The organism is Thermodesulfatator atlanticus DSM 21156 (genome assembly GCF_000421585.1).
Taxonomy (GTDB): domain Bacteria; phylum Desulfobacterota; class Thermodesulfobacteria; order Thermodesulfobacteriales; family Thermodesulfatatoraceae; genus Thermodesulfatator; species Thermodesulfatator atlanticus.
The window spans coordinates 45767-70117 of sequence record NZ_ATXH01000011.1; the positions used below are offsets into that span (position 1 = coordinate 45767).

The following is a 24351-nucleotide window of genomic DNA, read 5'->3' on the forward strand; positions in this document are numbered from 1 at the left end:
AGCCCAATCCCCCTTTTTAGGCAAACAAAACTCTTTAACAGGATCTTTCAAAACACTAGCAACCGTTTTTTTCGGAACGAAAAATGTTAATGGAAGCATGTTTTAAAATCTCTCAAACTTACCGTTCACAGATCACAGATCACTGATAAGCCCTTGCCCATAGCCCATAGTCAAAGTTTAAATATTTCGGAAGTTTTAATGTTTATTTTAAAAAAATCTTGCCAAAAATAGCTTTTTATCCTAAAAAATTGGTAATAATTGCCTTTATTAGGCAAAATTAAAAAAAACATTTAAAGGAGGAGCTTTATGGGTAAATGGCGATGGTCGGTCTGGTTTTTAGGGGTTTTATTTTTAATCTCGATAAGTTTCCCGGTTTCAGCGGCTACCAAAGGAAAAGACACCTGCATTTCCTGTCATGAAAAGATTAGCCCGGGTCAGGTTAAGGATTGGCGCGTTAGCAAACATGCAGCGGAAGATATTGGGTGTGCTGATTGCCACGGCAGTGATCATCAGAGCAAAGATGACGTAGCTAAGGCCAAGTTACCAGACGAAAGAGTGTGTGCAGAGTGTCATCAGGAGCAGTTTGATCAATTTGTACGCGGAAAACACAATCTTGGCTGGCACGCATTGAATGCTCTTCCTGTTACGCATCTTGAGCCAGATGAATTAATGGAAGGAGGCAAGGGTTGTGGTGGTTGTCACAACATGGGAGTTAAATCCGAAAAGGAAAAGGCCGAACTTAGGGCCAAAGGTTATCGCTATCAAAACAATTCTTGTGATGAGTGTCACACACGCCATGCCTTCTCGAAAAAAGAAGCCTTAGATCCACACGCTTGCCAGCAGTGTCACATGGGTTATGACCATCCCCAATGGGAAATGTGGTCAAGCTCTAAACATGGAACCCGCTATTTTGCCAAACTTGCTGGGAACCTTCCTAAAGGCGCTGCGGCTCCCAAATGTCAGGACTGTCACATGCCGAACGGGGACCACGAGAACCGTACCGCCTGGGGATTCCTTGGCGTAAGGCTTCCTCTCCCTGAGGACAAAGATTGGGCAGCTGCTCAGGTGACCATTTTAAAGGCCCTTGGAGTTCTTGATCCTATGACTGGGAAGCCTACCGCTCGTCTTGAAGTGGTTAAGAAACTTGACCTTGCCCGCCTTACCAAAGAAGACTTTGATCGCGAAAGAAACAAGATGAAAAAAGTTTGTTATGGGTGCCACTCTAAAGATTACGTAGATTTTCAGTTTAAACAGGCAGACCAGTATTACAAACAGATTGACATGCTATTGGCTGAGGCCATCAACATCGTGGCTGATCTCTATAAAGACGGTATTTTGAAAAAGCGTGGCAACCAGGCTTATCCCTATCCTGATTTCCTTTACTTCATGAGGACTGACTATGGTGCAGGATTTGATAAGCTCGAGTATATCGAGCAGGTTCTTTTTGAAATGTATATGAAACATCGGATGCGGGCTTACCAGTCCTTCTTCCACATCAACCCCGATTATGCTTACTGGTACGGTTGGGCTATGATGGTAAAAGACTTAGGAGAGATAAAAGAACTTGCTAAACAGATGCGTGCTACCCATGGTAAGTAAATGAAACTGTTAGAAAGGGACGGCTTTAAGGCCGTCCCTCTCCTGTTTTTAAGCCCTTTTCTTTTTAAAGCGTTCTATCAGAATCTTGGTGCTAATCCGTAAACGTTCAAGGGCAATGGCTACCTGAGAAAGTTCATCTTTAACTTCGCTTTCATCAAGCCCTTTTACACCCAGATCTATATCAAGTTTGCCAATGCTTATTTGTCTGGCAGCATCGCGAAGTTTCTTAATACGATTTATCATCCAGTAAACCACAACAAAACTGCCAAGGGTAACAAAAATGACTTCAAGAAAGATGACCAGAAGGAAAAAGTTCCCAGGAGTTGGTTTCAAAAAGTGTGCTGCAACAGCTTTGACATCAGGAAAGATAGTGACACTTATAACACCCCTTACGTCTCCTTCTTTGTAATTCATCCCGATTTGGGCTCTTTTTCCGTATTTAGCTATGATAGCTTCCCGAAGCTTTGGATTTTGTTTGTCGGGAGTGCCGTGACATTTAAGGCACCCTTTCCTTACTCTGATTACTTTTACAAAACGGTAACGATAACTTTGAAAATCAAAAATGCCTTTTCGGTACAGTTGGCCGAGTTCTTCTTGTTTTGATTGCTTAAGTTTTATTATGGCCTCTTTTTCAAAATTGTCTGGTTTCCCCTCGGGACTAATGGGTCGATCTGAGACAACACGGAAAGACCAGCCATATTTACCAAAAAAACGTTCTGAGATTTTGGATAATTCTCGAGTAGCCAGGGCTGGGTTATGCAAATAAAAATTGTTGTTTTGTTCATTAGCGATTAGTGAATCCTTGGTGCTATAAAGCGTAGTCTCAGGAGAATTGGCCCGTAACAAATAACCAAATTTGGGATCGTATTTATCCTTGGTCCATATACCTCCGTAAGATGCTGTCCACTGTCTGAAAATAATAACCTGTTCTGCTACCTTTTTTGCTTGTTGGTATAATGTGTGGGTATAAAGTTGATATATCGTTACTATGGTGCATCCTATTAATCCAACTCCAAGTATGATCCAGAAGATAATATATTTGGTTAAAATTGAAAATTTGTTATGCATAAAACCTCCGTTAAGTGCTTATTATTTCGTTAAATTTTCTTAAAAGAGCCTCTTGGCATGAAAGCTCTTTGTAGCTACATCCTTCTGGAATCTTTTCTAGTAAATTTTTGATGAATTCAGACGATAATTTTTCTGGTAGTTCATAATTATCGCAGTGTAAATCTTCGAGCGTTTCTAGTATAAGCAATTCAGCTACAGGCCCAACTAATTTTGCTAAGTATATTTCAAATTCTTTGAATTTTTCCTTTTTGATAATGCGTTCTTTGTCAGCAGCTTTTTTTATCTTATTGTCTATTTTTACTTCTATTAAATTTGCTTTAAATAGTTTGTTTAATGATCTTAAAATTTCTTTGAGAGGTATATTAGCGAACAATAATTCTTTTATTGGTTTTTGTTTGATAATTTCTCCATATAGCCAGAGATCTAAACTCGAAAAATTTTCTTCTTTTATATCGCCTTTTGGCTCTAGCTTTATGGGATTTTCAATTAGTTTTTTTATTATTCCTTGGATTTCATCTTTTTCTGTTGAAAATTCTAATAAAAAACTTGAAATAGGTGTGCTATTTTGTTCCTTTTTTATTAAAGTTTCTTGGAATTTAAAAGTAAAAGTTTTCCAAAAAATATTAATAAAGTGCAAATAGCTTTTCCAGGTGTCTTTATAGTCTTCTTTCACTTTGAGTTTTTCTAGTTGTTTTATGTTTGCTGATATTTTTTCTAGGTTTCCTTTTTTAATATAAAATGTTAGAATGCTTTTTCCTGAAAAGTTATTTTCTATGGTTAGGATTCCTTCTTTTTGTTGGTTCTCCAGTATTTGTAATATGTCAAAAAGTTCTTCTAGGTTTTTTGCTTTGCCTGTAAAGGGCATTATTCTATCCTTTCAAGCACTTTAAGAAGAATTTTTTTAGTTAATTTTTTGTTTATTATTTCTTTAGCCTTTTCATAAACTTCGTCTATTGTTTCTTTTACTGTTTCTACTAATTCTTCGTCATTTATCTTTTGTTTTTCAATCTCTTTTTTGATTATGGAGATAGGAAGCAATTTTTTGTCTTCTTTTTCTTTGTTTTCTATGTTTGCTGGTTTTGTTCGTTTTTCTTCTAGTATATTGTCCATATCTCCAAAGATTTCTTCGATTATATTTGTTGTTCTATTTTCTTTGTTTTTCGCTTCAATCATTTTTTCCCTCCTTATTTTAATTTTTTGATTAAATTTCTTGTCTCTGGATCAGTAGTGTCGAACTTGTTAATAATAAAGGCTTTAAGAGCTTTTTTAAAAGCTGGTAAAAATTTTTCTATTTCGTTTACATCATAAATTTTTAATTTGCCATTGGTTATTTCGTATCCGCCAATAAAGGGATCAATAATAGGGTATTTGTCAGCTAAAGTTTGGTGTATGAAAAATAATAAGTCTTCTTGAAAATCTTTTTTGAATTTGTTTTGGTATATTGTTTCTATTTCATTTAATGCTTCTTCTATTTTTTTTATTTCAATTTTGTAGTTAGTTGTGTCATTTCCATAATAAAATCTCGCTTTCACTTTTTCGTTTTTTATGAAAAGTTCTTTGTCTGCTAGATTCCAAATTATTTTTCCGTCCCATATATATATTGCCTGTTTTTTTCTTTCCCTTTCTATTTCAACTACCGCTTTTTCTTTTTTATTTTTAAGTTCGACTATTTTCTGCCCTACCGTAATGCTTTCCATTATTATATTGTCTGTTAATTTCTTTAATAAGATGTTTTTTAGAATATAAACTTCGTCTGGATACGTTTCATAAGCTGACATTACTCCTTGCTTTTCCCATATTTTTTTGAGCTCGTTTATGTTTGTCTTTGTTCGTTTATAATTTTCTTCTTTTATGATGTCTGTTGCACTACCTTCTTCAAAAAAGATTATTGTTTCTTGGTGTTCTTCAAAAATGGCGTGAATAAAACCTGTGAACGAATCCTTTTGAAAAGAATTAATAAGCACTTCCGGAGTGGTTATATACGTAGAAAGATTTTTAAATTTTTCTTTGAAGGCTGGAAGTATCATTTACATCTCCCCGCTACTTTTTATTTATTTTCGGATTGAAATTTATTTGACTAAAAAATAGAAATTTTTTCTCTGATTTTTTCTCGTTTACAAAAGGCAGGCTTTGGCATATTTTCTTGGAAAACCTTTTAAGCGAGGAGGCCCATGGAGCCACAGAAACTGCTTAGCTCTATTCCTGCGGTTAACGACATAATTCACTATCTGGCTGCGAATTATCCCAAGACACCCGACTCGCTTTTATCTCTAGTGGCCCGTGAAGCTGCCCAAAAAATAAGAGAAGAGGTCCTTGCCGGTGAGCGTTTATCGTTAAAACGTGAAGACGTTTTTGAACTTGCCTCAGCAATATTAGAACGCAAATTACAACCAAGCCTGAGACGCGTAGTAAACGCCACGGGCGTAGTTATTCACACGAATTTAGGTCGCTCTCCCTTAGCGCGTGAGGTAATGGAAGCCATTTCTGAAATCTCCGTTTACTATTCCAACTTGGAATACGATCTGGCTTCGGGCAAGCGAGGGAGCCGCTACGTACACGTGGAAGAAATCGTACGAGAACTCACCGGGGCTGAAGGCGCCTTAGTGGTTAACAATAACGCTTCGGCGGTGCTCATCACTTTAAACACTTTGGCCCTGGGCAAAGAAGTTATTGTTTCTCGCGGAGAACTGGTTGAAATCGGGGGCTCTTTCCGTATTCCAGATGTCATGGCAAGATCTGGAGCTATTTTAAGGGAAGTTGGCGCCACTAACCGCACCCATCTTAGGGATTATGAAGCCGCTATTAACGAGAACACGGCTCTTCTTCTAAAAGTCCACAAAAGTAACTATGCCATGCTCGGCTTTACTAAAGAGGTCTCAGGTAAAGAACTCGTCAGCCTGGGGCAAAAATATGGCCTTCCAGTAGCCGAAGACCTTGGAAGCGGCTGCTTTGTTGACTTGTCTCAATATGGTCTTCCCAAGGAACCAACGGTCCAGGAAGTTTTGCTGGCAGGCCTTGATATCGTTACGTTTTCAGGGGATAAACTCCTTGGTGGGCCCCAGGCGGGCATAATCGTAGGCAAAAAAGAACTGGTAGCAGAGATCCGCAAAAATCCCTTAAACCGTGCAGTAAGAATTGACAAGATGACCATAGCAGGGCTTGAGGCCACCTTGAGGCTTTATCGGGACAAAAAAGAGGCCCTTGAGAAGATACCTACGCTACACTTTTTAACCATCCCGCCAGAAGAAATTAAGAAAAAGGCCAGAAGATTGAAACGGGCCCTTCTCAGGGTTTGCCCTGAAGGGGTTGAAATAAAAATAGTAAAAACTATTTCACGGGTTGGGGGAGGGGCCATGCCCCTTTCAAATCCAGCTTCATACGCTATTGCCGTTAATATCCCCAAGGTTTCTGCTTCACGCCTTGAGAAAAAGTTTCGTGATAATACCCCGCCTATTATCGGTCGTATTGAAGATGAAATGTTTCTCCTTGATATGCGCACGGTCTTCCCTGAGGAAATCCCGATTATGGTAGAGGCATTTCAACGCGTTTTAGGGGATGTCTATGGATAACCCGTCTTCATGGGCCCTTGAAAAGATTTTTCCTTTGTTGGAGGAGACCGTCTCTCCTCTTCTTCCCGTTGAGTTTTCGGTGTCACAGGCAAAAAGTCCTTATCCGTTAAGAGTGAAGGGAAAAACCGTTGCCTATTTCAATTTTGAGGAAGCTTTTCTCCCCGGAGAGTGGAAAAGATTTAAGCCCCTTGTCCTGGCGTACCTTGAACAGACTTTTAATTTGCTCTTGGAGAAAAAGCTTGTAAACGGCCTTCCAGGGCCTGAAATTCTGGTGCGCGACCTTGAAAAAGGCCCTTTATACGGTGTTTTGTTGGCTACTAAACAAAAAGTTTCGCTTGAAAAAGCATACGCACTTTCAAAAAAGGTGTTTTTTATCCCGTCTGATTTTTTTTCAAAGGGCTTTTTGAAAGCCCTCTGGCAAAAGGGAAGAGATTTTTACGCGCTCAAATGTGTGCTTGAAAACAAAAAAGACCTGGAAAATGCCAAAGAGGCCCTAAAAATTGTAGCAACTTTTGGTTTTTCTTATTTCACTGAAACTGCTGCTGAAAATTTCCCCTTGGAGGTTTTCTGGCAGCAAAGCAAAAAAATTAAACGCCTGACCAAAGAATCCTGCACAAAGACTTTAGCATGGGTAAAAGGGCCTAAGGTTTCACTTATCTGTTTGCGTAAAAAAGCTTTGATTGAACTTTTTGTGGCAGAAGATGAAGCGCTTTTTTTGCTTGACGGAGAAAAAGAAGAAATCTTTGATTTGCTTAGGTCCTTATCTTTGGTAGCAGGAGTGCGTTTGGCAGGTCCTTCTGCATTTCCCCTTAAAGAACTTTGGGCTGCCTTTGAGCATGCCAAACGCCTTGGGGGAGAAGAGCCGGTTCTCTTTGAGCCTTATAGTCTCCATGTTTTGGGCGATGTTTTTGTGGACTTAAAAGACCCTTTTGCGGCACTTAACTGTTATAAGGCCGCAGAGAAAGAGACTCCCCAGCCAGTTGAACTTAAAAATTCCCTAGCCTACGTGTTTTTTTCTCTTGGTTCGCTGGATGAATGCGAAAAGGCCTTAAAAGAGGCCGTAGGGCTTGCTCCTGAAGATCCCATGTTGCACTACAACCTTGGTGTCTTTCGCAAACAACTTGGCAAGGAATATGTGTCTTATTTTAAAAAAGCTTATGAGCTTGATGGTGATAATCCCTTTTTTGCGGAGGCTTACGCCGAAGCCCTTTCTGAAGGGGAAAACTGGTCCGAGGTGAAAAAAGTTCTCTCGGGCCTTGAGCTAACTAATAAGGGCAAGTTTCTTTTGGCCAAAGCCTTGTATGAAACAGGGGCCTTAACTGAAGCCCTTGGCCTTTTTAGAAGCTTGGCAACCGAGGATCCCGAAAATCTTGAAGCAATGGCCTATTTGGCGTTACTTTACGTGCAACTGAAGGGCGAATATGACGTTGCCGAGGCCCTTTTGCCACGTCTTGAAAAAGAAAAAAGCTTAAATAGCCTTGCTGAAAGTCTTAAAACCCTTTTGGCGGGAAAGGTATGAAGCTTACGATTTTAGGATCAGGTACAGGTTGGCCGCGTCTTGAGCGCGGAGCCCCGGCATACCTCCTTGAGATCGCATCAGAAAAGATCCTCCTTGATATTGGCCCTGGGACCATTCCCAGGTTGCTTAAGCTTGGATTTTTAATTGAAGATATCGACGCCATTTTCTTGAGCCATTTCCATCCGGATCATGTTACCGATTTGATCCCTTTTCTTTTTGCTACCAGGTATTCCCTTGGCTATTTTCGGCAAAAGCCCTTTCGGCTGGTGGCAGGGGAGGGGTTTTCTGTTTTTTACCAGGGCTTAAAAAGCGCCTTTGGCCACTGGGTAGAACCCAAAGAAGGGTTCATGTTGTTGGAGGAGCTTTCCACCAGTTGCGAATCAGCCTTTTTGAGTCCGCCTTACACTGTGAGGGCAATGCCAGTTGCGCACAAGCCAGAAAGCTTGGCGTATCGCTTTGAGCATGAGGGCAAAAGTCTTGTTTATTCCGGGGACACCGATTTTTGTAAAAACATTATTGAGCTTGCCAAAGAGGCTGAGGTGTTGATTCTTGAGTGTTCTTTTCCTGAGGGGATGAAAGTCAAAGGTCACCTAACCCCTTCACTTTGCGGCCAGATTGCAGGCAGTGCCAGGGTAAAAAAACTCGTACTATCCCATCTTTATCCGCCGTGTGATGAGGCCGATCTCTTAACCCCCTGTCAAAAATACTTTTCAGGCGAAATTATCGTGGCAAAAGACTTCTTAAGCCTTGAAATTTAGCCAAGTGTTAACGGACCTTCCTGGTCTCCTTCGCGCCATTCGATCTCTACTTCCAAAGAATATTTTGTCTTGTGCCCCTTTATTTTTTGTTCGGCTTTTATTTCAAGGACAACGTTTGCCGGGATGGTAAGGGCTATTTCTTCGCTCCCTTTGCGCAAAATAACTTTGCCTTCGGTTAGTTTGTCAGCAAGGGCCCGCAAAAAATCAGCTACTTCAGCAAGCGATTTGGGTTCTTCAGTTTTGAAAAGAATTTTTTCTTCAGCCATGACATCCTCTTTTTTTATTTTGGATCCGTTTTTTTCGAAACGAAAAATAGGATCGGATCCTAGGTTTCATCGCGAGGCGACTTGTACCCCCGCGCGTTCTCATGGGATTGCTTCTCTTCGCTCGCAATGACTATGTTCAAGATGTCATCTGTCTTGTGCTACTGGTAATATACCAAGAAGACTTAACGTTATCATCAATGAAATTTAGCTTTCCGATTTTCGTTTCGAAAAATGGAACGAATCCCCTTTTAACGCGTATATCGACATTTTTTGTTGACAAAAAAGTTTTTTTTTCGTTTAAAGGGGCCTAAAAACCTAAAAGGAGGAGCTATGAGGTTACGGGAGGGTGCATTAGCTTTTTTCTTGTTACTGGCGTTTGCGGCCACGGGTTTTGCTGCGGGCTTTCAGCTTTTTAACGAAGGCTCTGCAAGGGTTATGGGGTTAGGGGCTGCGGTTACCGCCCGCACTGATATGGTTGAGTCTGCCTGGTATAATCCCTCAGCAGCGGCTTTTTTCAAATCTCCTGAAGTTCTTGTGGGGTCTGCTCTCGTTAAGCCTTCTATTTCATACAAGGCCGACTCCGGCGCAGAGTATGACATGAAAAAAAGAGTTCATCCTTTGCCGTTTTTTTATGCTATTTACCCGGTTGATGAGCGCCTTTCTTTTAGTTTTTCTTTCAATCTTCCCTATGGGCTTACTACTGACTGGGATGATGATTGGCCGGGAAGGTATGATGCGGATTATACCAGCCTTAAAACCTTCTTTTTTGTGCCGTCAGTTGCCATCAAAATAAACGATAAGATGTCTCTTTCAGTTGGCCCTCAGATCGTTTATGCCGATGCTGAAATGGAAAGGGCCATACTTACCCCTCTTGGAGACGTACGCATGAATATGTCTGGGGATGATTTATCAGGTGGCTGGCTGGTTTCTTTCACTTTTAAGCCCTGGGAACACACCACCTTTGCCGTGATTTATCGTTCTGAAATAGAACTAGACCTTGAGGGAAATGTAAAGTATTCAAATGTTCCGTCTCTTTTGGCTTCTCGTTTCAAAAATGGAGATGGTGCTGTTTATTTAACGCTTCCTGACACTATTTCCTTTGGAGTAGCTACGACTATTTTCCCAAAATGGACCTTGAGCGCAGACATCCTGTGGAGTGGGTGGTCTGCCTATGATGAATTGAAATTTACTTTTGAGTATGCCCCAGGGACAGGAACCCCAGGAGAGCAAATCCAGCCCAAAAATTGGCATGATAAGCTTGCGCTGCGTTTAGGGGCAGAGTACGAACTTGCGCCCAAATGGCGCCTTCGTCTGGGCTATGTGTATGATCCTTCGCCCATTGACTACTATACCCGTGGGCCAGAGCTTCCCACTGATGACCGGCAGCTTTTCAACATTGGCCTTGGCTATCAAAAAGAAAACCTGAGCATCAACTTTACCTATACTTACCTGATTATGGAAGACGCCCCGGTGCCCCCTGCAGGATCTCCTGGTAACGAATACGGAAACTTGTCAGGTCACTACGAAGGTGATACCCACATCTTTGGGTTTGACGTAAGCTATCGTTTCTAAACTTAAAAGGCCTGTCGCACGGCAGGCCTTTATTTTAGCTATTCCTTCTTTGTCATTCTGAACCGCAGGCGAATAATCCACCAATCGATTTGTGGATGCTTCGGGCTCTTTGTGCCCTCAGCATAACAAAATAGGTGTCATCCTGAGCTGTTAGCGAAGGATTCAATTTTTAAATGCCAGGCGCCAAGTCCCTTGCTATAATAGAAAAAATCCACGGAAGTGTCCCCTCACTTCCAGAAATCAGGGAGACTTTATGGCCAAAAAGATTTTGGTAACCGGTGGGGCAGGCTATATCGGCTCACACGTGGTTAAGCTCCTTGATGAAAAGGGCTTTGAGCCAGTTATTGTTGACAATCTTTCGGCAGGGCATCGTGACGCGGTTCTTGCGGGAGACCTCTTTGTAGAGGACCTACGCGATAAAGAGATAATAGACAAGCTTTTTGATGCAGAGGAACCACTCGCTGTGATGCATTTTGCCGCTTACATCGTGGTGCCAGAAAGTGTTTCAGACCCGCTTAAATACTATGAAAACAATCTTTCTGCCACCATTAATCTCCTTCAAATAGCAGCGAAACATAAAGTCTCAGCCTTTATTTTTTCTTCAAGCGCCGCGGTATATGGCATTCCCCAGGAAGTCCCCATTCCTGAAGATCATCCCGTCTTACCCATTAACCCTTACGGGCAAAGTAAGGCGGTGGTGGAACAAATGCTTTCGGATTGTGCTAAAGCTTACGGTCTTCCCTACGTGTCCCTGCGGTATTTCAATGCTGCGGGAGCAGATCCCTCTGGAATGATTGGCGAGGCCCATGATCCTGAAACCCATCTCATCCCCCTTCTTTTGCAAACCGCCCTTGGTAAGCGTTTGAAGTTTTTCCTTTACGGTACTGATTACGACACCCCAGACGGCACCTGTATCAGGGACTTTATCCACGTGAACGACCTTGCGCAGGTTCACCTCCTTGCCCTTGAGCATCTTTTGAACGGTGGAAAGAGCCTGGTGCTCAATTGTGGCTACGGCCATGGCTATTCGGTAAAAGAAGTCCTGGAAGAAACCGAAAGAGTCACCGGGCAAAAAATCCCCTACGAGGTCAAAGATAGACGTCCTGGCGATCCCCCGGTGCTCGTGGCCAGGACCGACAAAGCCAGAGAAATCCTTGGGTTTAAGCCTGAGTTCGACGACCTTTCGCTTATTATTGAGACCGCCTGGCACTGGGAGAAAAACCGCCGCTATTAGTTTTTAAACCTTGGCCAAAGCTCCACAAGCTCTGGCATGGAAAGTATTTTTTGGCGGATGTGTTGTGCGCGGTCTTTATTTCCACAAGCTTTGAGGGCCTGGTAAAGATCTGGATAAAAGCCCCAGGCATCCGGCTTTAGAGCAATTGCTTTTTCTATGAGAGGGATGGTCTTTCCACAGGCGCCTCTGGCAAGTTCGATTTTTCCGAGCAAAAAAAGCCCTGTTGCCGAATTAAGAGGCCCGCTCATCAGGATCTTTTCTGCTTGTTTGTATTTCTTTTCCCTAAAAAGGATAAAAGCTGAGATAATGCGGGCTTCTTCAGCCGTATCTTCCCTTAAAAATCTCAAAACTTTAGGCATCATGTGTTTTTTTTCGGCGATCACAAAGAGTAATTGATAAGCCCCCTCAGGAAGTTTTTCTCTTTTTTCTTTCAATTTCTTTAGCCTTTTCAACGCCCGTTCTGGGAATCCAAGGTGAAGGTCTATCTTGGCAAGAAAAAGATAGTCCTTGCTTTTTTGGGCCTTTTCAAAGGCGGCCTTACGCTTGGCAAACCAGTTTTCATAAGGGCTATGGTCAACTTCCAAATTGCCAAGATGGGCAAGGGGGTCCCCTATGACCACCGTTTGCCAGCTGAGATATGCAAGGGACCGGTAATAGGCTTCTGCAAGGGTTTTTCCTTTTAGGTAGGCGGGGAAAAGCAAGTTTGGCCTGGCACAGGCTGAAAGATAAGGCTCATAGGCGTTTCCTGAAACTCCGGTAATGCCCAGGCGAATTAAGTCACCGATTAGCGATTGAGGGGAGCCTCCGTGGAGTTTGTGTTTTGCATGCCAGGGAGCCCCCACTTCCCACCCAGGAGGTGGTTCAACAAAAGTGCGGGCGCTTGTGCTCACGTAGGTAACGCCTATGGCACCAGGTAAAAATTTGAAAAATAGCTTACGATCCCGGGGATAATTCGGATCATTGGAACCCCAGGAGGCATAGCCTATCACCCGCTCACCTGAGACAAGAAAAGCCGAATCAAAAGAAGCCTCAAGCTTAAGCCCTGGAAAATTTTTAAGGAGAAGATAGGCGGCGTGAAGCCAGTTGTCCCCTGGGGCAGCAGGGCCGTCTTTGGCATCAAGCACAAGTGTAAAAGGAGGCCGGGTTTTCCTTGCCTTTTGTGCGCGGGTTATCAAGGCCCGTATGTCTTTTTCCTGGTAACCATCAAGGCGGGTTACCAGATAAAAATCATAGCGATCGTGTTCAAAGGGTTGGTCAAGGGGGCTCCTGAAATAGGGGTTTTTAATCCAGCCCGAGAGACGATAAGGCCCAAAGAGCATTTTCCGGTAAAGAAGCGTAAGCTCTGAGTCAACAGAAGAGGCCTTGCCGTTTTGTCCGATAGAGCCCCTTATCTTGTGCGGGACATCTGGCATGAGCAAAATCACAAGTATTTTATCTTGCATTTGGTGCCTGCGGATGTAGCTTGCCACAGGCTTTTCCAGAAATCTCAGATAAATCGGCCGGTCTATTTCTTCACGCAAAGGAAGCTTAAGGAAAAGCACGTTTTCTTGGGGGATTTTGCGTACCTGCTGGTAAAGAGCGGTTATGCGCCGTGAGATCGGGCTTTTTTCATTGGCCACTATCAAAATGCGTTCAGGGGTTATTTTCGTGACAAGGGAAAAACAAAGGGCAGGGTATAGCCAGCATAAGCTTAAGGCCAGGATAAAAACTCTCATGGCGTAAAATCGCAAAGTGGTAAACTCCCCTTAAAAAATATTTTCTCCCAATTATATGCCAATTGATGGATGTAGAGCTCAACACCAGCGGCAAGGGCTTCTTTAAAAAGTTTTGCGAACTTGGAGTCGATTTCGTGAGCGGGCCTGAAACATTTAGCCTCTGGCCTGAAGACCAGAATCCAAAGACAGGCCCTTACGCCTTTTTCTCTTAATGCGATGAGGTGTTTTAAATGCTTTTGCCCTCTGGTGGTGGGCGCATCTGGAAAGAGCGCCACTTCTTCTTTGGCCCAGGTGCAGCTTTTAATCTCCACGAAAAGTTTGTCTTCATCCTTGAAATGTAAAAGATAATCCAGGCGGCCGTTATCAAACCTGGGCTCGGCTTCGTATTTTAAAAGGCCGGGGAATATTTTTTCGCCAAGGCGCTCAAGAAGGGCCCCTGACAGACGCCGATGGTATCCTGAGTTAGTGAAAATCCAGTTTCCCTTTACCTTACCTGCCAGGAGAGAATACTTGGTCTTGCGGTTTTTAGCGTTAGCTCTTTTTAGCAATACGCGGTTTCCAGGAATGAGCACGTCAGGGAGCCTTCCTGGGTCATGCACGTGAGCTTCTACGATTTTGTGGCCTACCTTTACCAGGCCTAAGAAGCGATTTGGCCTTTTGATGAAAGTACCTTCAAGGTCTGCCCTAATTTCAAAGACTGGCAGCATTTCTGAGGTACTTGAGGATGAAGGCTTCAAAATTTTCCTCCGGTGCGGCTTTTACCGGCAAAACGTAGCATGGTGAAAGTGACTTTACAAAGTCCTTAAGCTTAACGGCGTCTTTTTCCGTGGTAAGAAAGCCAAAGGCTTCTTTCTTTTCCCGCAGCAAAAGAAGCTTTTTGATCTCTTTGGGCCCGTAGCTTGCGTGGTCTTCAAAAGAAAGAGTGGCAACGATTTTGGCCCTCCTTTGGGCTTCCTGGAAAAAAGGCTCAGGATTAGCCAGGCCGCAAAAGGCAACAAATTTTTCTCTGGCAGGAAAGCTTTCTTCGTTTTTTTCCTGCCAGAGATTTTCTAAGGGATAAGGGCTTTCGGTGACAAAAGGCGCAAAAAAGACGGGTTTTTGGTATGAGGCAAGCCTTTCGGAAAGATAAAGGGCCTCGGGGGCATTCCGGTCTGCCTTGGTTATTAAAAAGACGTGTGCCCGGCATAGGGCGGCAAGAGGTTCCCTTAAGTAGCCGGCAGGGAAGACTTTTTCACAAAAAGGGTCTTTTCCCGCTGAAAAAAGAACAATATCAAGGTCGCGTTTAAGCTTAAGGTGCTGGAAGCCATCATCAAGCACAAGCACGTTGGCCTTTAGCTTTTCGGTGGCAAAGGCTGCTCCCTTGGCTCTGTCTCTGGCAATGATTATTGGGGCCTTGGTTTTTATGCCGAGGAGATAGGCCTCATCGCCAATCTCATAAGGGGTGCGCAAAGGGATGCCATCTCTGGCGCCAAGAACAGGGCCTTTTTCTTTGCCTCCATAGCCGCGGGTGATAACCGCAGGCGCAAAGCCTTTTTCCTGAAGAAAGTTTGTAAGCCAGATCACCAGCGGGGTTTTCCCTTCACCCCCAAGGGTAATGTTCCCCACACTAATGACCGGAGAAGAAGCCTGGTAGCTTGGCAAAATTCCCCGGGCGTAAAGGGTTGCCCTAAGCTTGGTAGTTTTTTCCATGGCAAGGCCAAAAGGCCAGAAGAGGGAAGCGTTTTTTTGCCAGAAACTTTTAAGCGACATCAGAGAGAAGCATATCCTCTGCCGTGCGCACGAAAAACCCCTGAGGTTCTTTTTCTACCACAAAAACTCTGGCGTTAGGCACAGAAATTACCCGGTAGTCCTTAAGCTCAATACCAAGGAAATAACAAAAAAGCACCCTTACCACCACCATGTGGGTTACGATGAGGACCGGGGTTTTTCGTGCAAAGAGAGAAAGCGCTCTGGGTACCACGCGTTCTTTTACTTTTTGTAGATTTTCGCAGCCAGGAAGGTCAAAAAGATGGGGGTTTTTGCGCCACATTTCGTATTTTAAAGAGGCGTTTGCTATGATTTCGTCTTTAGTTTTTCCTTCCCAGGGCGGGATGTTTATTTCAATAAAGGCAGGATCAGGGATAATGGGGAGAGGGCGGGCCATGCCTTTTCTTACGGCTATGGCGGTTTCCATGGTGCGCCTTAAGGGGCTTGCGTAAATGGCAGAGATATCCTCTTTGGCAATGAGGCGTCCGGCCTCTTGCGCCTGCCTTATCCCTTCTGGGGTTAGTGGTTCTTCGGTGCGCCCGGTAAAGCGGTTTTCAAGGTTGGCCCTGGTCAGGCCGTGGCGCATAATAAAAATTCGCTCGTTCATTTGTCTTCTTATCGCATAAGAAAGCCCCTTTCTTTAACTCTGGAAAGGGGCTTTCATGAAATTTTTAGAAAACTTGGGAACGGATCCTATTGGCAAAGGCCTTATGCGGCAATCCCTTCTCTTCTGGCTATTTCAACTAACTTGGCAATGCGATCTTCAATGGGCGGGTGAGTTGAAAACAGCTTATAGAGCGAGGAACCAGACAACGGATTAACAATAAACATCTGGGCCTGCGCAGGGTTTACCTGCATGGGAATTCTTTTGTTCCACTGGTCTAATTTTTCCAAGGCCCTTGCCAGCGAAAGCGGGCAGCGGCAAATCTTGGCCCCGGTAGCATCGGCAAGATACTCACGGCTACGGCTCACCGCCATCTGGATAATCATGGCTGCAAGGGGCGCAAGGATGATCATCAGAAAAATCCCCACGTAGCCCAAAATACCGTTGTCTTCGTCATCGCTTGAAAAACCGCCGAAAAGAAGGGACCAGGAGGCCATGTCGGCAAGGTATGCAATGGCACCAGCAAGCACCGCCGCGATGCTTGAGATAAGAATATCGCGGTTTTTGATGTGGGCGATCTCGTGGGCCAAAACACCTTCCAGTTCATCGCGATTGAGAATGCGCATTATCCCTGCGGTAACTGCCACTGCGGCGTGCTCAGGGTCTCTTCCCGTGGCAAAGGCGTTTGGGGTTTCGGTAGGGATGATATAAACCCTGGGCTTAGGGATCCCTGCTTGTGCGGCAAGCTTGGCCACTAATTGATGCAACTCAGGGGCCTCTGACGGGGAAACCGGCCTTGCGCCAGACATTTTTAAGGCCAGCTTGTCAGAATACCAGTAGGCAAAAAAGTTCATAACCCCTGCCAGCACAAGCGCGAAAATGGCTCCAACCTTGCCGCCGATAAGCTGGCCGCAAATTACAAAAAGGGCTGTTAAGGCTGCCAGCAGCATAAATGTTTTAAGCGTGTTATACACGGCTCACCCTCCTTTTTTGGAAAGTTTTTTCATATTTGTTTAATAAAATTAAAGTGAAATGGCTTTTATTTCAAGATTTTTGAAGAAAAAACATGAAATGGATGATACTCATGAGGTATAGGGCCGCTGTCTCTGCACGCAAGATGTATTGGCCAAGGCATGTAGGGATAAAACCTTTTTCACACAAAAATGCGGCTTCTTTTTCAGAAAAGCCCCCTTCAGGTCCGGTTAAAACCAAGATTTTTTTAAATGCAGAGGAGGCTTTCAGAATTTCTTTGGGATTTTTTTCTCTTTCTTTTTCATAGGCAAAGATTTTAAGGTCTGCATCCATTTCTGCTACCTGAGCAAGGCTTTGAGGAGTGTTTATTTTAAGAGGCCAGAGCCTGCGGCATTGTTTAAGGCTTTGTAAGGCACGCTTTTCAAGCTTTTTTACAAGGTTTTCTTTGGGTTTTGCCACGGTCCTTTCGGTAATTACAGGGACTATCTCTGTTACCGAAAGCTCAACTGCCTTTTCTACCAGGAAAGAAAGCCAGTCTTTTTTAAGCAGGGGCACAAGAAAGATAACTTGAGGAAACAAAGGATCTTCCCGGCGCAAAAGTGTTAAGGCTTTAACCAAGGTTCCTTTTTTTGTTATTTTAAGGATCTCTCCCATGAATTCCTGGCCAGCAAGGTCAAGCAAGATGATTTTATCTCCTGCCTTTAAGCGCAGGACGTCTTTTAAGTGATGGCTTTCCTCAGCGCTTAGCAAGTAGGGCTTACTGAGGGTAATCCCCGGAGCAAGGAACCTGGTTAGGCTTTGCGCAGGGCAAGCATTGTCCATTCTTCAAATTCGCGGTCTATTTTTTCGGTATAAATTTCAAGTCCTAGGGCTTGGTATTTTTCTTTTAATTCCGGGGCTTGTTCTTTTAAAAAGCCAGAGAGCAGTAAAAAGCCTTCTTTGTTCAAAAGTTCAGCCAGTTTTTTCGCCATAAGGCCAAGCTCGTAGGCAGAGATGTTGGCACAAATAACGTCAAAGCCAGACATAATTTCCCAAAGAGGGGTGGTTGAGACAAAGACCTTGTCATGGAGATGATTCCTAAGGACGTTTTCCCGGGCAACTTCAGCGGCTTCAGGGTCAATATCAATGGCAATGATTTCCTTTGCACCTAACTTAGCCGCAGCGATCGCAAGGATTCCAGTGCCTGTGCCTACGTCTAAAACACTGGGTGCTATGCCTTTAGGGGTAAATTCGTTTTCAAAAATTTCTTCGAGGGTTTCAAGGATAAGGGCGGTGGAAGGGTGATGACCGGTGCCAAAGGCACGCCCCGGATCAATCTCAATGACGATTTCCTCAGGACGGGGGACATAGACCTCCCAGGAGGGTTTTATCACGAGTCGTTTTCCAACTTTAATGGGCTTGAAATAGGCCTGCCAGGCGGTTTCCCATTCTTCTTCTGGCAAGGGCTTGTGCTCCAGCTTGAAATCGTGCCCGGGAAAGATCTCTGCCAGGGAATCAAGATAGGCGTAAATTTTCTTGATAAGTCCGGTTTCAGCTTGTTCAGGGGCCAGGTATCCGGTTACTTTAACCAAAGGTCCGCCTTCAGGGTGTGGTTCAACGTCTTCTAGCTTTACTCCGTGGCCTGTGGTTTCAACCAAAAACGTGCTCAGGGCATCCGCGGCTTCATAGGGCACCAGTACGGATATCTCAAGCCAAATTCGTTCTTTTTTAGCATTCATGCCTGAAAAGTAAGCACAAAACTCTTGCTTTTCAAAGCATTTTTTGGCATCATCTTCCCATGCCGCTAAAAAAGGGTTTTTATTTGCACAACCCCAAGGAAAAAAATGATTTTAGCATCGCAAAGGACAAAATTCTCTACGGGGCCCTTCTTTTTTTTGTTTTTATTTCCGCGGTTTTTTTCTATCAAAACTTAAAACTCCGTGCGGAAATTAGTTCGTTAAACCAAGAAATTAGCTCTTTGCACCGCGAAGTAGCTTCCCTTAAACAGGAAGCAACCTCCTTGAGGCTTAAGAACCAGGAACTTCAGTCCCAGATCGACCAGCTTGAAAAAGAAAAAGAAGAACTGCTTGATAAGGCCGTTGGGACCCTTAAAAAGCACAATACTTATGTCAAAAAAGTAATTCGGCAACTTGGGCTTTCGCGCTATTTTAAAACCCCAAAAGGCCCTGTGGGTGGGCCTTACCTTGCCCCGCACCAGGAATACGAACTCCTTGTTTCTCAAATAAGCGAAATCCTTACCAAGTTAGACAATATCCCCATTGGCAAACCTGCCCGGGGCTATATTTCTTCTTACTACGGCTATCGACGTGATCCTTTTACAGGCAAACGCGCCTTTCATAGTGGCATAGATATCGTTGCCCGCTATGGCTCCCCGGTGCGCGCTACGGCAGACGGAGTGGTTTATCGCGTAGGATACGCAAGGGCCCTAGGGCGTTATGTTAAGATTCGGCACAAGCACGGCTTTATGACGGTTTACGGGCATCTGCGCAAATATGTAGTTAAGCGTGGTGAACGCGTAAAAAAAGGCGACATTATTGGCTATGTGGGGAATACCGGCCGCAGTACCGGCCCTCATGTGCATTACGAAATAAGGCGCTGGGGAAGATCTCTTAATCCCCTTCGTTTTATCCGCGCCGAAAGAAAGCTTGCCAAAATTGCCTCCAAAGTAAAATCAAACAATAGCTAGTGGGACCTTTGCAGAATCGAAGCCGTTCCCCCTTTTTCGGATCTGCTTTCTTGCACGCCTGAACTCACGCGATAACAATTACTTAGTGCGATTTATAGTCAGCCCCCGAGGGATCCGTTCCCATTTTTTCGCTGCGAAAAATGGGAACGATTGCTAGGTGTCATTGCCAGGCGACTTGTACGCCTGCGCGATCCCATGGGATCTAGATTGCTTCGCCAGCAATGCCAATGTTCAAGTCGCCTGTTTTACCTGGTAATAATATATTTTTAGCTGATTTCGGGAGGAGCGTAGGATGATTGAGGCCCGGGGTCTTACCATGAAATACGGCTCTTTTCTTGCGGTGGAAGGTGTTTCTTTTGCTGTTCCAGAAGGAAAGATCATGGGGCTTTTAGGGCCAAATGGCGCCGGAAAAACAACCATCCTTAAAATGCTTGCTACTCAACTAGTCCCCACTTCTGGCACCGCAAGAATTGCAGGCTTTGATGTTGTTTCAAGCCCCGGCAAAGTGCGCGAAAATTTGGGTTTTTTGCCTGAAAACACGCCCCTTTATGAGAATATGGAAGTGGGGGAGTATCTTGGGTTTGTGGCGGAAGCCCGCCTTCCTGATAAGGCTTTTGCACGCAGGCAGCTTGAGTGGGTGGCGGAAAGCTTTAACCTTGCCAGAGTCTGGTTCTCCCCGATTAGCCAGCTCTCAAAGGGGTATCGCCAGCGTGTGGGGCTTGCCCAGGCGGTTATGCATGACCCGCCCTGTCTTATCCTTGATGAGCCAACCTCAGGGCTTGATCCTTTGCAAATCCTTGAGATGCGAAACTTTATCAAAGAACTTGCCAGGAAAAAGGCCATTGTCTTTTCAACGCACATCTTGCCAGAAGTTGAGGCCATTTCTGATTTTGTCTGCATCATAAGCCAGGGCAAACAGGTGGCCCTTGGTGAGATCTCGCAGCTCAAAAAGCTTGTTTCTCAAGAAATCGTCTGGCGTCTAAAAGTTAACAAGCGCTTAAATAGTTTGGCAGGGATCTCAGGGCTTACCATCAAACACGAAAAAAAAGAAAAAGAAGGCTTCAGTTATCTTCTTTCTGCCAAGAACCCTCTTGAGGAAAGGATTGTCAAGGCTATCTGCCATGAAGAGGCAACAATCCTTTTCTTCGGTAGAGAAAGCGAAACCCTGGAACACATTTTCCTTGAATTGGTAGCGCGCAAGGCCAAGGAGGGCGAGCATGAAAGCCTTTAAGGCCCTTTTTAAAAAGGAGCTTTTTTCTTATTTTAACGCCCCCATTGCCTATGTTTTTGCAGTGGTGTTCCTGCTGGTGGTAAACGGCCTTTTTATGAGCACTTTTTTCCTCTACGGCCTTTGCGATATGCGGGGTTTTTTTCAGATTCTGCCGCTTGCGCTTTTAGTTTTTGTGCCAGCCCTTACCATGCGGCTTTGGGCTGAAGAAAGAAAAGCAGAGACCCTTACCCTTCTTTATACGCTTCCTTCTTCTGGTTTTATGATGGTTTTGGCCAAAACGTGTGCGGCACTTCTTTTTCTATGGGCTGTTTTGGTGGGGACTTTCGTTATCCCTGCGATGCTTGCTTATTTCGGTGAGCCTGATTTTGGGCCGATCATTAGCGGTTACTTAGGGGTATTTTTGCTCACGATTTTTCTGGTTTGCCTGGGGCAGGCACTTTCTGCCTTTTTTGTGGACCAAATCGTTGCCTTTATCCTTGCACTCTCAGTTAGTTTTTCTGCCTATCTTTTAGGGACCAATCTTTTTGCGTCTTCTCTTGATAGCTGGCTCCCTGGCGTGGGAAGCTTTTTGCGTGAGGCCTGGGGGATCCTTCCTCATTTTTCTCCTTTTGCCAAAGGAGTTATTCCCCTTGCTGATGTGATCTTTTTCTTAAGTTTTGCCCTGGTGTTTTTTATTATCAACGTATTTACGATAAATGGTTTTTTGCGCCATTTTAACCGTAAGAACTTTTGGCTTGGTTCAGGGTGCCTGCTCTGTGGGGTTCTTCTTTTGAATGCCTCTTTGGCAAAGTTTAATCTTCCGCGCTTTGATCTTACCGAAGGGAAGATCTACACGGTTTCTCCTGCAGCGCGAAAAGTCCTTGCGCGCTTGAAGGTGCCTATCAAGGTGACTTATTATGTTTCAAGCCGTGATGAGCTTCCCGCTCCCATGAAAAATATCGCCCGGGACGTAGAAGATATTTTAGCGGAATTTGCCGCCCTTTCTCCCTTTTTTAAATACCAGATCGTAACACCGAAAGATCCTTCCCTGGTTGCCAAGCTCAAACAAAAGGGCATTGAACCTTTTGCCGTGCAAACCATAGAAAAAGACGAGGTCACGGTAAAAAGGATCTATAGCGCCATTAGCATCTCCTATCTTGATAAACGTGAGGAGATAATTCCGCAGGTGGTGCCAGAGACGCTTCGCACCCTTGAGTATGAGATTATTTCGCGCATCTATCATTTAACCATTGCCAAAAAACCTGTGGTAGCCCTTTACACGCCGCCAGCTCCTTCAAGTATGTTCCTGGGCGCTCAGGACGAATTTCAATTTTTAAGGCAAGTTCTTGAGTCTGTCGGGCTTGAAATTAAAGAAATTTCCCTTACCAAAGAAAGCCCTATTCCCGAAGACGCATCTTTACTTTTTGTTCTTGCTCCGCGGGATTTAAACGAACGCCAGCTATTTGAAATAGAAAAGTTTCTACGTGAGGGAAAACCCGTTATCATCGCGGCCCAAGGCTTTAAATACTCTTATAACCTCGGGGACGATGGTGAAATCGTAGCCTTTGCCATTAAACAGCCGCTAAAAATAAACGCACTGCTCAAAAATTACGGAGTAGAGATTGACGAACGCGAGCTTTTTGACGAACAAAGCGCCACTCTTGCCCTTTCTATGCCAAGGCGCATAGGCATGTTTACCGCGGTGGTGCAGCAGCCAGTGCGTTTTCCCATGCAAATCAAGGTTTTGCCCCCACAGATGAACCAGCACCTTTCGGTGACAAGCAATCTCTCAGGGCTCCTTTATCTCTGGGGTAGTGCCTTAAAAATTAACGAGCAAAAATTAAAAGAAAACAAACTAGAGCTTCTTTATCTTTTCCGTTCTTCGCCGCAATCCTGGCTAAGACCTTATTCCGGCTCGGTGCTTAGGCCAGAAGATTTAGCACCTGGTAAAGACGACGAAAAAGGGCCGTTTATGCTGGCAGCGCTTATCAAGGGGGTCTTCCCATTAAGTTTTAAAGAAGTACCTCCCTGGCCGGGCGAGAAAAAAGAAAACACAAAGCAGGTAAAAAATACCAGGGCCAAAACGGCAACCCTGGCGTTGATTGGTTCAAGTGAGATGTTTGCTGACACCGCTATTCAGGCCATGGGAAACGCTATCTTTTTGGCGAACCTGGCAGAAAGTTTGACCCTTGGCGAAGACCTTCTTTATATCAGGGCCAAGACCCAGGTTCAGCGCTACTTACCGGAAGTTTCTGACGCCCAAAAACTTGCGGCGCGCGTCATTGTTTTGTTTGTACCTCCTGCACTTTGGGTTTCCTTTGGGCTTATTTATGCCTGGCGCAGGCGCACCCGTAGGGGAAAATTTTTGCGGAGGAGCGCTAGATGAGCAAAAAAGCTCTTTCCCTGTGTGTGGCTTTCTTGCTTTGTTCCCTGGGCCTTTATCTTTTTAGTTTAAAGGGCAAAAATTCAGGAGCTATCTATCAAAAACTTGGCCGAGAATCGTTTCGCAAGGCAGATGAGATCAAAGTCTATTTTTTAAGCCCTGCGCAGGGCTTTACGCTTAAAAAAGAAGGCACACGTTGGGTAATTCTCTCTAATTTTAAAAAGCCTGCCAAAGGTGTTTTGGTGGAGGGATTTCTTGATTCCTTGGCCGGACTTGAAGGTGAATTGCGGGCCAGAGGCAAAAAACACTTTGGGCTTTTTTATCTCACTGATGATAAGGCGCTTCATATCGAGCTTTTCAAAAAGGGAAAACTTATGGGCCACATTTTAATTGGCAAACGCGGGCCTCGCTGGGATAGCGCTTTTGTGAGGTTTTCTGGAGATAAAAGCATTTATCTTGTGCCTGAAAATCTTTTGGCAAAGTTTGATATTGAGGGAGACTTTCCTGATCATCCCAGAGAAAACGCTTTTCTTGACCTTGAAATATGGCCGCTTCCTGCAAAAGAGATAAAAAAGATTTCTTTTTCAGGGGAGAAAACAACCTGGGAAATCGTTTGTAACGTAAATCAGTGTGTTTTTAAGGAAAAGGGCAGGGCAAAGGAACTCAAGCCCGAAGAGGCAGAAGTATTTTTCAGGAAGCTTTTCCCGATTTTAGCGGAAAAAGTCCTGCCAGAAGAAAGCTTTAAAGGGGCTCAAGCCAAACTTTCTTATCTTTTGCACGATGGAGAGCAGGGTGAACTTGATCTCACCTGTAAAAAAGAAAAGTGTTTGCTGAAAGAACAGGGCTTTGTTTACGAGGTTCCAAAAAAAGAGCTTGAGCTATTGTTTCGACCAGAGAGAAGTTTTGCCTCATTCTGAGCTATTCTTTCTTTTGTCATCCTGAGCGGAACGTGGTGAAGCGAAGGATCTACTGATCGACCTGTGGATCCTTAGGTCGCTTAGAACCATCTGTGGCTTCTTCGGGCCCAACGGGCCCTCAGAATGACGATGATAAAGGGTGGATTCTTCGGTCGTTTAGCTCCTAAAGGATCGATGATAAAAGTTATAGAGGTTGTAAAGGTTCTAGAGGTTGTAAATGGGATTGCTTCGTCGGCCCTGCAGGCCTCCTCGCGAGATACTGTGGATTTTGTCAAGCCATTTGCAACTGCAACTCCTTGTAGTGCTACCCAAAATACCGGACACTTTTGGGCCTCATCTTGAGGAGACATCATTTAAGCTGCCTCCCTGTATCTTCCCTCATAATATCTTGCCTCAAATTTCTCTGGGCTCATATAGCTCAGCGCTGAATGCACATACTCACGATTGTATCGCCTTATCCAATCTCCAATTCTGTCCTTTGCCTCTATTAAATTCCTAAATTCCGAAATCCATATCAATTCCTCTTTTATCGT

General features: G+C 44.3%; 23 protein-coding genes. 10 read left to right on the top strand and 13 right to left on the bottom strand.

From position 1 onward, the window contains the following. The first annotated feature begins 306 nt into the window (after positions 1-306). Positions 307-1599: a multiheme c-type cytochrome gene (locus H528_RS0105920; RefSeq protein WP_022853418.1), complete on the top strand. Its 1293-nt coding sequence runs from the start codon at positions 307-309 to the stop codon at positions 1597-1599. Between the two features lie 48 nt (positions 1600-1647). Here the strand turns inward: H528_RS0105920 and H528_RS14020 are convergent, their stop codons facing one another. The 4 genes from H528_RS14020 to H528_RS0105940 are packed head-to-tail and all read right to left on the bottom strand — an operon-like array spanning position 1648 to position 4694. Continuing rightward, positions 1648-2667, bottom strand: coding sequence for a c-type heme family protein (locus H528_RS14020; RefSeq protein WP_022853419.1), 1020 nt, complete (start codon positions 2665-2667; stop codon positions 1648-1650). 10 nt (positions 2668-2677) lie between these two features. Then, a complete protein-coding gene (locus H528_RS0105930; protein ID WP_022853420.1) occupies positions 2678-3532 on the bottom strand; it encodes a DUF8082 domain-containing protein in 855 nt (284 codons plus the stop codon). Further along, positions 3532-3840, bottom strand: a complete 309-nt coding sequence (locus H528_RS0105935; protein ID WP_022853421.1) for a hypothetical protein — start codon at positions 3838-3840, stop codon at positions 3532-3534. Before H528_RS0105935 ends, H528_RS0105930 begins: the two co-directional genes overlap by 1 nt. Positions 3841-3851: 11 nt before the next feature. After that, entirely contained in the window at positions 3852-4694 is an 843-nt protein-coding gene (locus H528_RS0105940) for a hypothetical protein (protein WP_022853422.1), read from the bottom strand. 144 nt (positions 4695-4838) lie between these two features. Between H528_RS0105940 and selA the strand changes: the two genes are divergently transcribed. Genes selA through H528_RS0105955 form a run of 3 tightly spaced genes read left to right on the top strand, consistent with a single transcriptional unit; the run spans position 4839 to position 8513 of the window. Further along, positions 4839-6236 (top strand): L-seryl-tRNA(Sec) selenium transferase, encoded by a 1398-nt coding sequence (gene selA, locus H528_RS0105945; protein ID WP_022853423.1) that lies wholly within the window; start codon positions 4839-4841, stop codon positions 6234-6236. Beyond that, positions 6229-7755, top strand: coding sequence for a tetratricopeptide repeat protein (locus H528_RS0105950; RefSeq protein WP_022853424.1), 1527 nt, complete (start codon positions 6229-6231; stop codon positions 7753-7755). Before selA ends, H528_RS0105950 begins: the two co-directional genes overlap by 8 nt. Then, positions 7752-8513, top strand: a complete 762-nt coding sequence (locus tag H528_RS0105955; RefSeq protein WP_022853425.1) for an MBL fold metallo-hydrolase — start codon at positions 7752-7754, stop codon at positions 8511-8513. Before H528_RS0105950 ends, H528_RS0105955 begins: the two co-directional genes overlap by 4 nt. Here the strand turns inward: H528_RS0105955 and H528_RS0105960 are convergent. Continuing rightward, complete coding sequence (locus H528_RS0105960) at positions 8510-8779, bottom strand: amphi-Trp domain-containing protein (RefSeq protein WP_022853426.1); 270 nt, start codon at positions 8777-8779, stop codon at positions 8510-8512. The genes H528_RS0105955 and H528_RS0105960 overlap by 4 nt on opposite strands. A gap of 330 nt (positions 8780-9109) precedes the next feature. Here H528_RS0105960 and H528_RS0105965 point away from each other — a divergent pair, with 330 nt between their 5' ends. Further along, the gene (locus H528_RS0105965) at positions 9110-10351 is read left to right on the top strand and encodes an OmpP1/FadL family transporter (RefSeq protein WP_022853427.1); all 1242 of its coding nucleotides are present in this window, start codon (positions 9110-9112) and stop codon (positions 10349-10351) included. Between the two features lie 253 nt (positions 10352-10604). Next, on the top strand, positions 10605-11585 hold the full coding sequence (galE, locus tag H528_RS0105970) for a UDP-glucose 4-epimerase GalE (protein WP_022853428.1): 981 nt from the start codon (positions 10605-10607) through the stop codon (positions 11583-11585). Here galE and H528_RS0105975 read toward each other — a convergent pair. From H528_RS0105975 to prmA, 7 genes are all read right to left on the bottom strand, one after another. Then, complete coding sequence (locus H528_RS0105975) at positions 11582-13300, bottom strand: TIGR03790 family protein (protein WP_022853429.1); 1719 nt, start codon at positions 13298-13300, stop codon at positions 11582-11584. The two genes, galE and H528_RS0105975, sit on opposite strands and share 4 nt — an antisense overlap. Continuing rightward, a complete protein-coding gene (sfsA, locus tag H528_RS0105980) occupies positions 13297-14007 on the bottom strand; it encodes a DNA/RNA nuclease SfsA (protein ID WP_022853430.1) in 711 nt (236 codons plus the stop codon). Before sfsA ends, H528_RS0105975 begins: the two co-directional genes overlap by 4 nt. Beyond that, a complete protein-coding gene (gene lpxK / locus H528_RS0105985; protein ID WP_022853431.1) occupies positions 13991-15049 on the bottom strand; it encodes a tetraacyldisaccharide 4'-kinase in 1059 nt (352 codons plus the stop codon). Before lpxK ends, sfsA begins: the two co-directional genes overlap by 17 nt. Continuing rightward, complete coding sequence (locus tag H528_RS0105990; protein WP_022853432.1) at positions 15039-15653, bottom strand: histidine phosphatase family protein; 615 nt, start codon at positions 15651-15653, stop codon at positions 15039-15041. Before H528_RS0105990 ends, lpxK begins: the two co-directional genes overlap by 11 nt. Before the next feature lie 101 nt (positions 15654-15754). Beyond that, positions 15755-16624 (bottom strand): zinc metalloprotease HtpX, encoded by an 870-nt coding sequence (htpX, locus tag H528_RS0105995; protein WP_022853433.1) that lies wholly within the window; start codon positions 16622-16624, stop codon positions 15755-15757. 70 nt (positions 16625-16694) lie between these two features. Continuing rightward, positions 16695-17444: an RsmE family RNA methyltransferase gene (locus tag H528_RS0106000; protein ID WP_022853434.1), complete on the bottom strand. Its 750-nt coding sequence runs from the start codon at positions 17442-17444 to the stop codon at positions 16695-16697. Then, a complete protein-coding gene (prmA, locus tag H528_RS0106005) occupies positions 17414-18340 on the bottom strand; it encodes a 50S ribosomal protein L11 methyltransferase (RefSeq protein WP_022853435.1) in 927 nt (308 codons plus the stop codon). Before prmA ends, H528_RS0106000 begins: the two co-directional genes overlap by 31 nt. 59 nt (positions 18341-18399) lie before the next feature. Here prmA and H528_RS12910 point away from each other — a divergent pair, with 59 nt between their 5' ends. The 4 genes from H528_RS12910 (at position 18400) to H528_RS0106025 (ending at position 23818) form a co-directional block, all read left to right on the top strand. Beyond that, positions 18400-19308, top strand: a complete 909-nt coding sequence (locus tag H528_RS12910) for a M23 family metallopeptidase (RefSeq protein WP_084677661.1) — start codon at positions 18400-18402, stop codon at positions 19306-19308. A gap of 292 nt (positions 19309-19600) precedes the next feature. After that, complete coding sequence (locus H528_RS0106015) at positions 19601-20539, top strand: ABC transporter ATP-binding protein (protein ID WP_022853437.1); 939 nt, start codon at positions 19601-19603, stop codon at positions 20537-20539. After that, positions 20526-22904, top strand: coding sequence for a Gldg family protein (locus tag H528_RS14025; protein ID WP_022853438.1), 2379 nt, complete (start codon positions 20526-20528; stop codon positions 22902-22904). The genes H528_RS0106015 and H528_RS14025 overlap by 14 nt, the downstream gene beginning before the upstream one ends. Continuing rightward, positions 22901-23818, top strand: coding sequence for a DUF4340 domain-containing protein (locus tag H528_RS0106025; protein WP_022853439.1), 918 nt, complete (start codon positions 22901-22903; stop codon positions 23816-23818). The genes H528_RS14025 and H528_RS0106025 overlap by 4 nt, the downstream gene beginning before the upstream one ends. 353 nt (positions 23819-24171) lie before the next feature. Here H528_RS0106025 and H528_RS0106035 read toward each other — a convergent pair. Continuing rightward, positions 24172-24351, bottom strand: a 180-nt coding sequence (locus tag H528_RS0106035) for an integrase core domain-containing protein (protein WP_022853441.1), incomplete at its 5' end; no start/stop codon positions are given.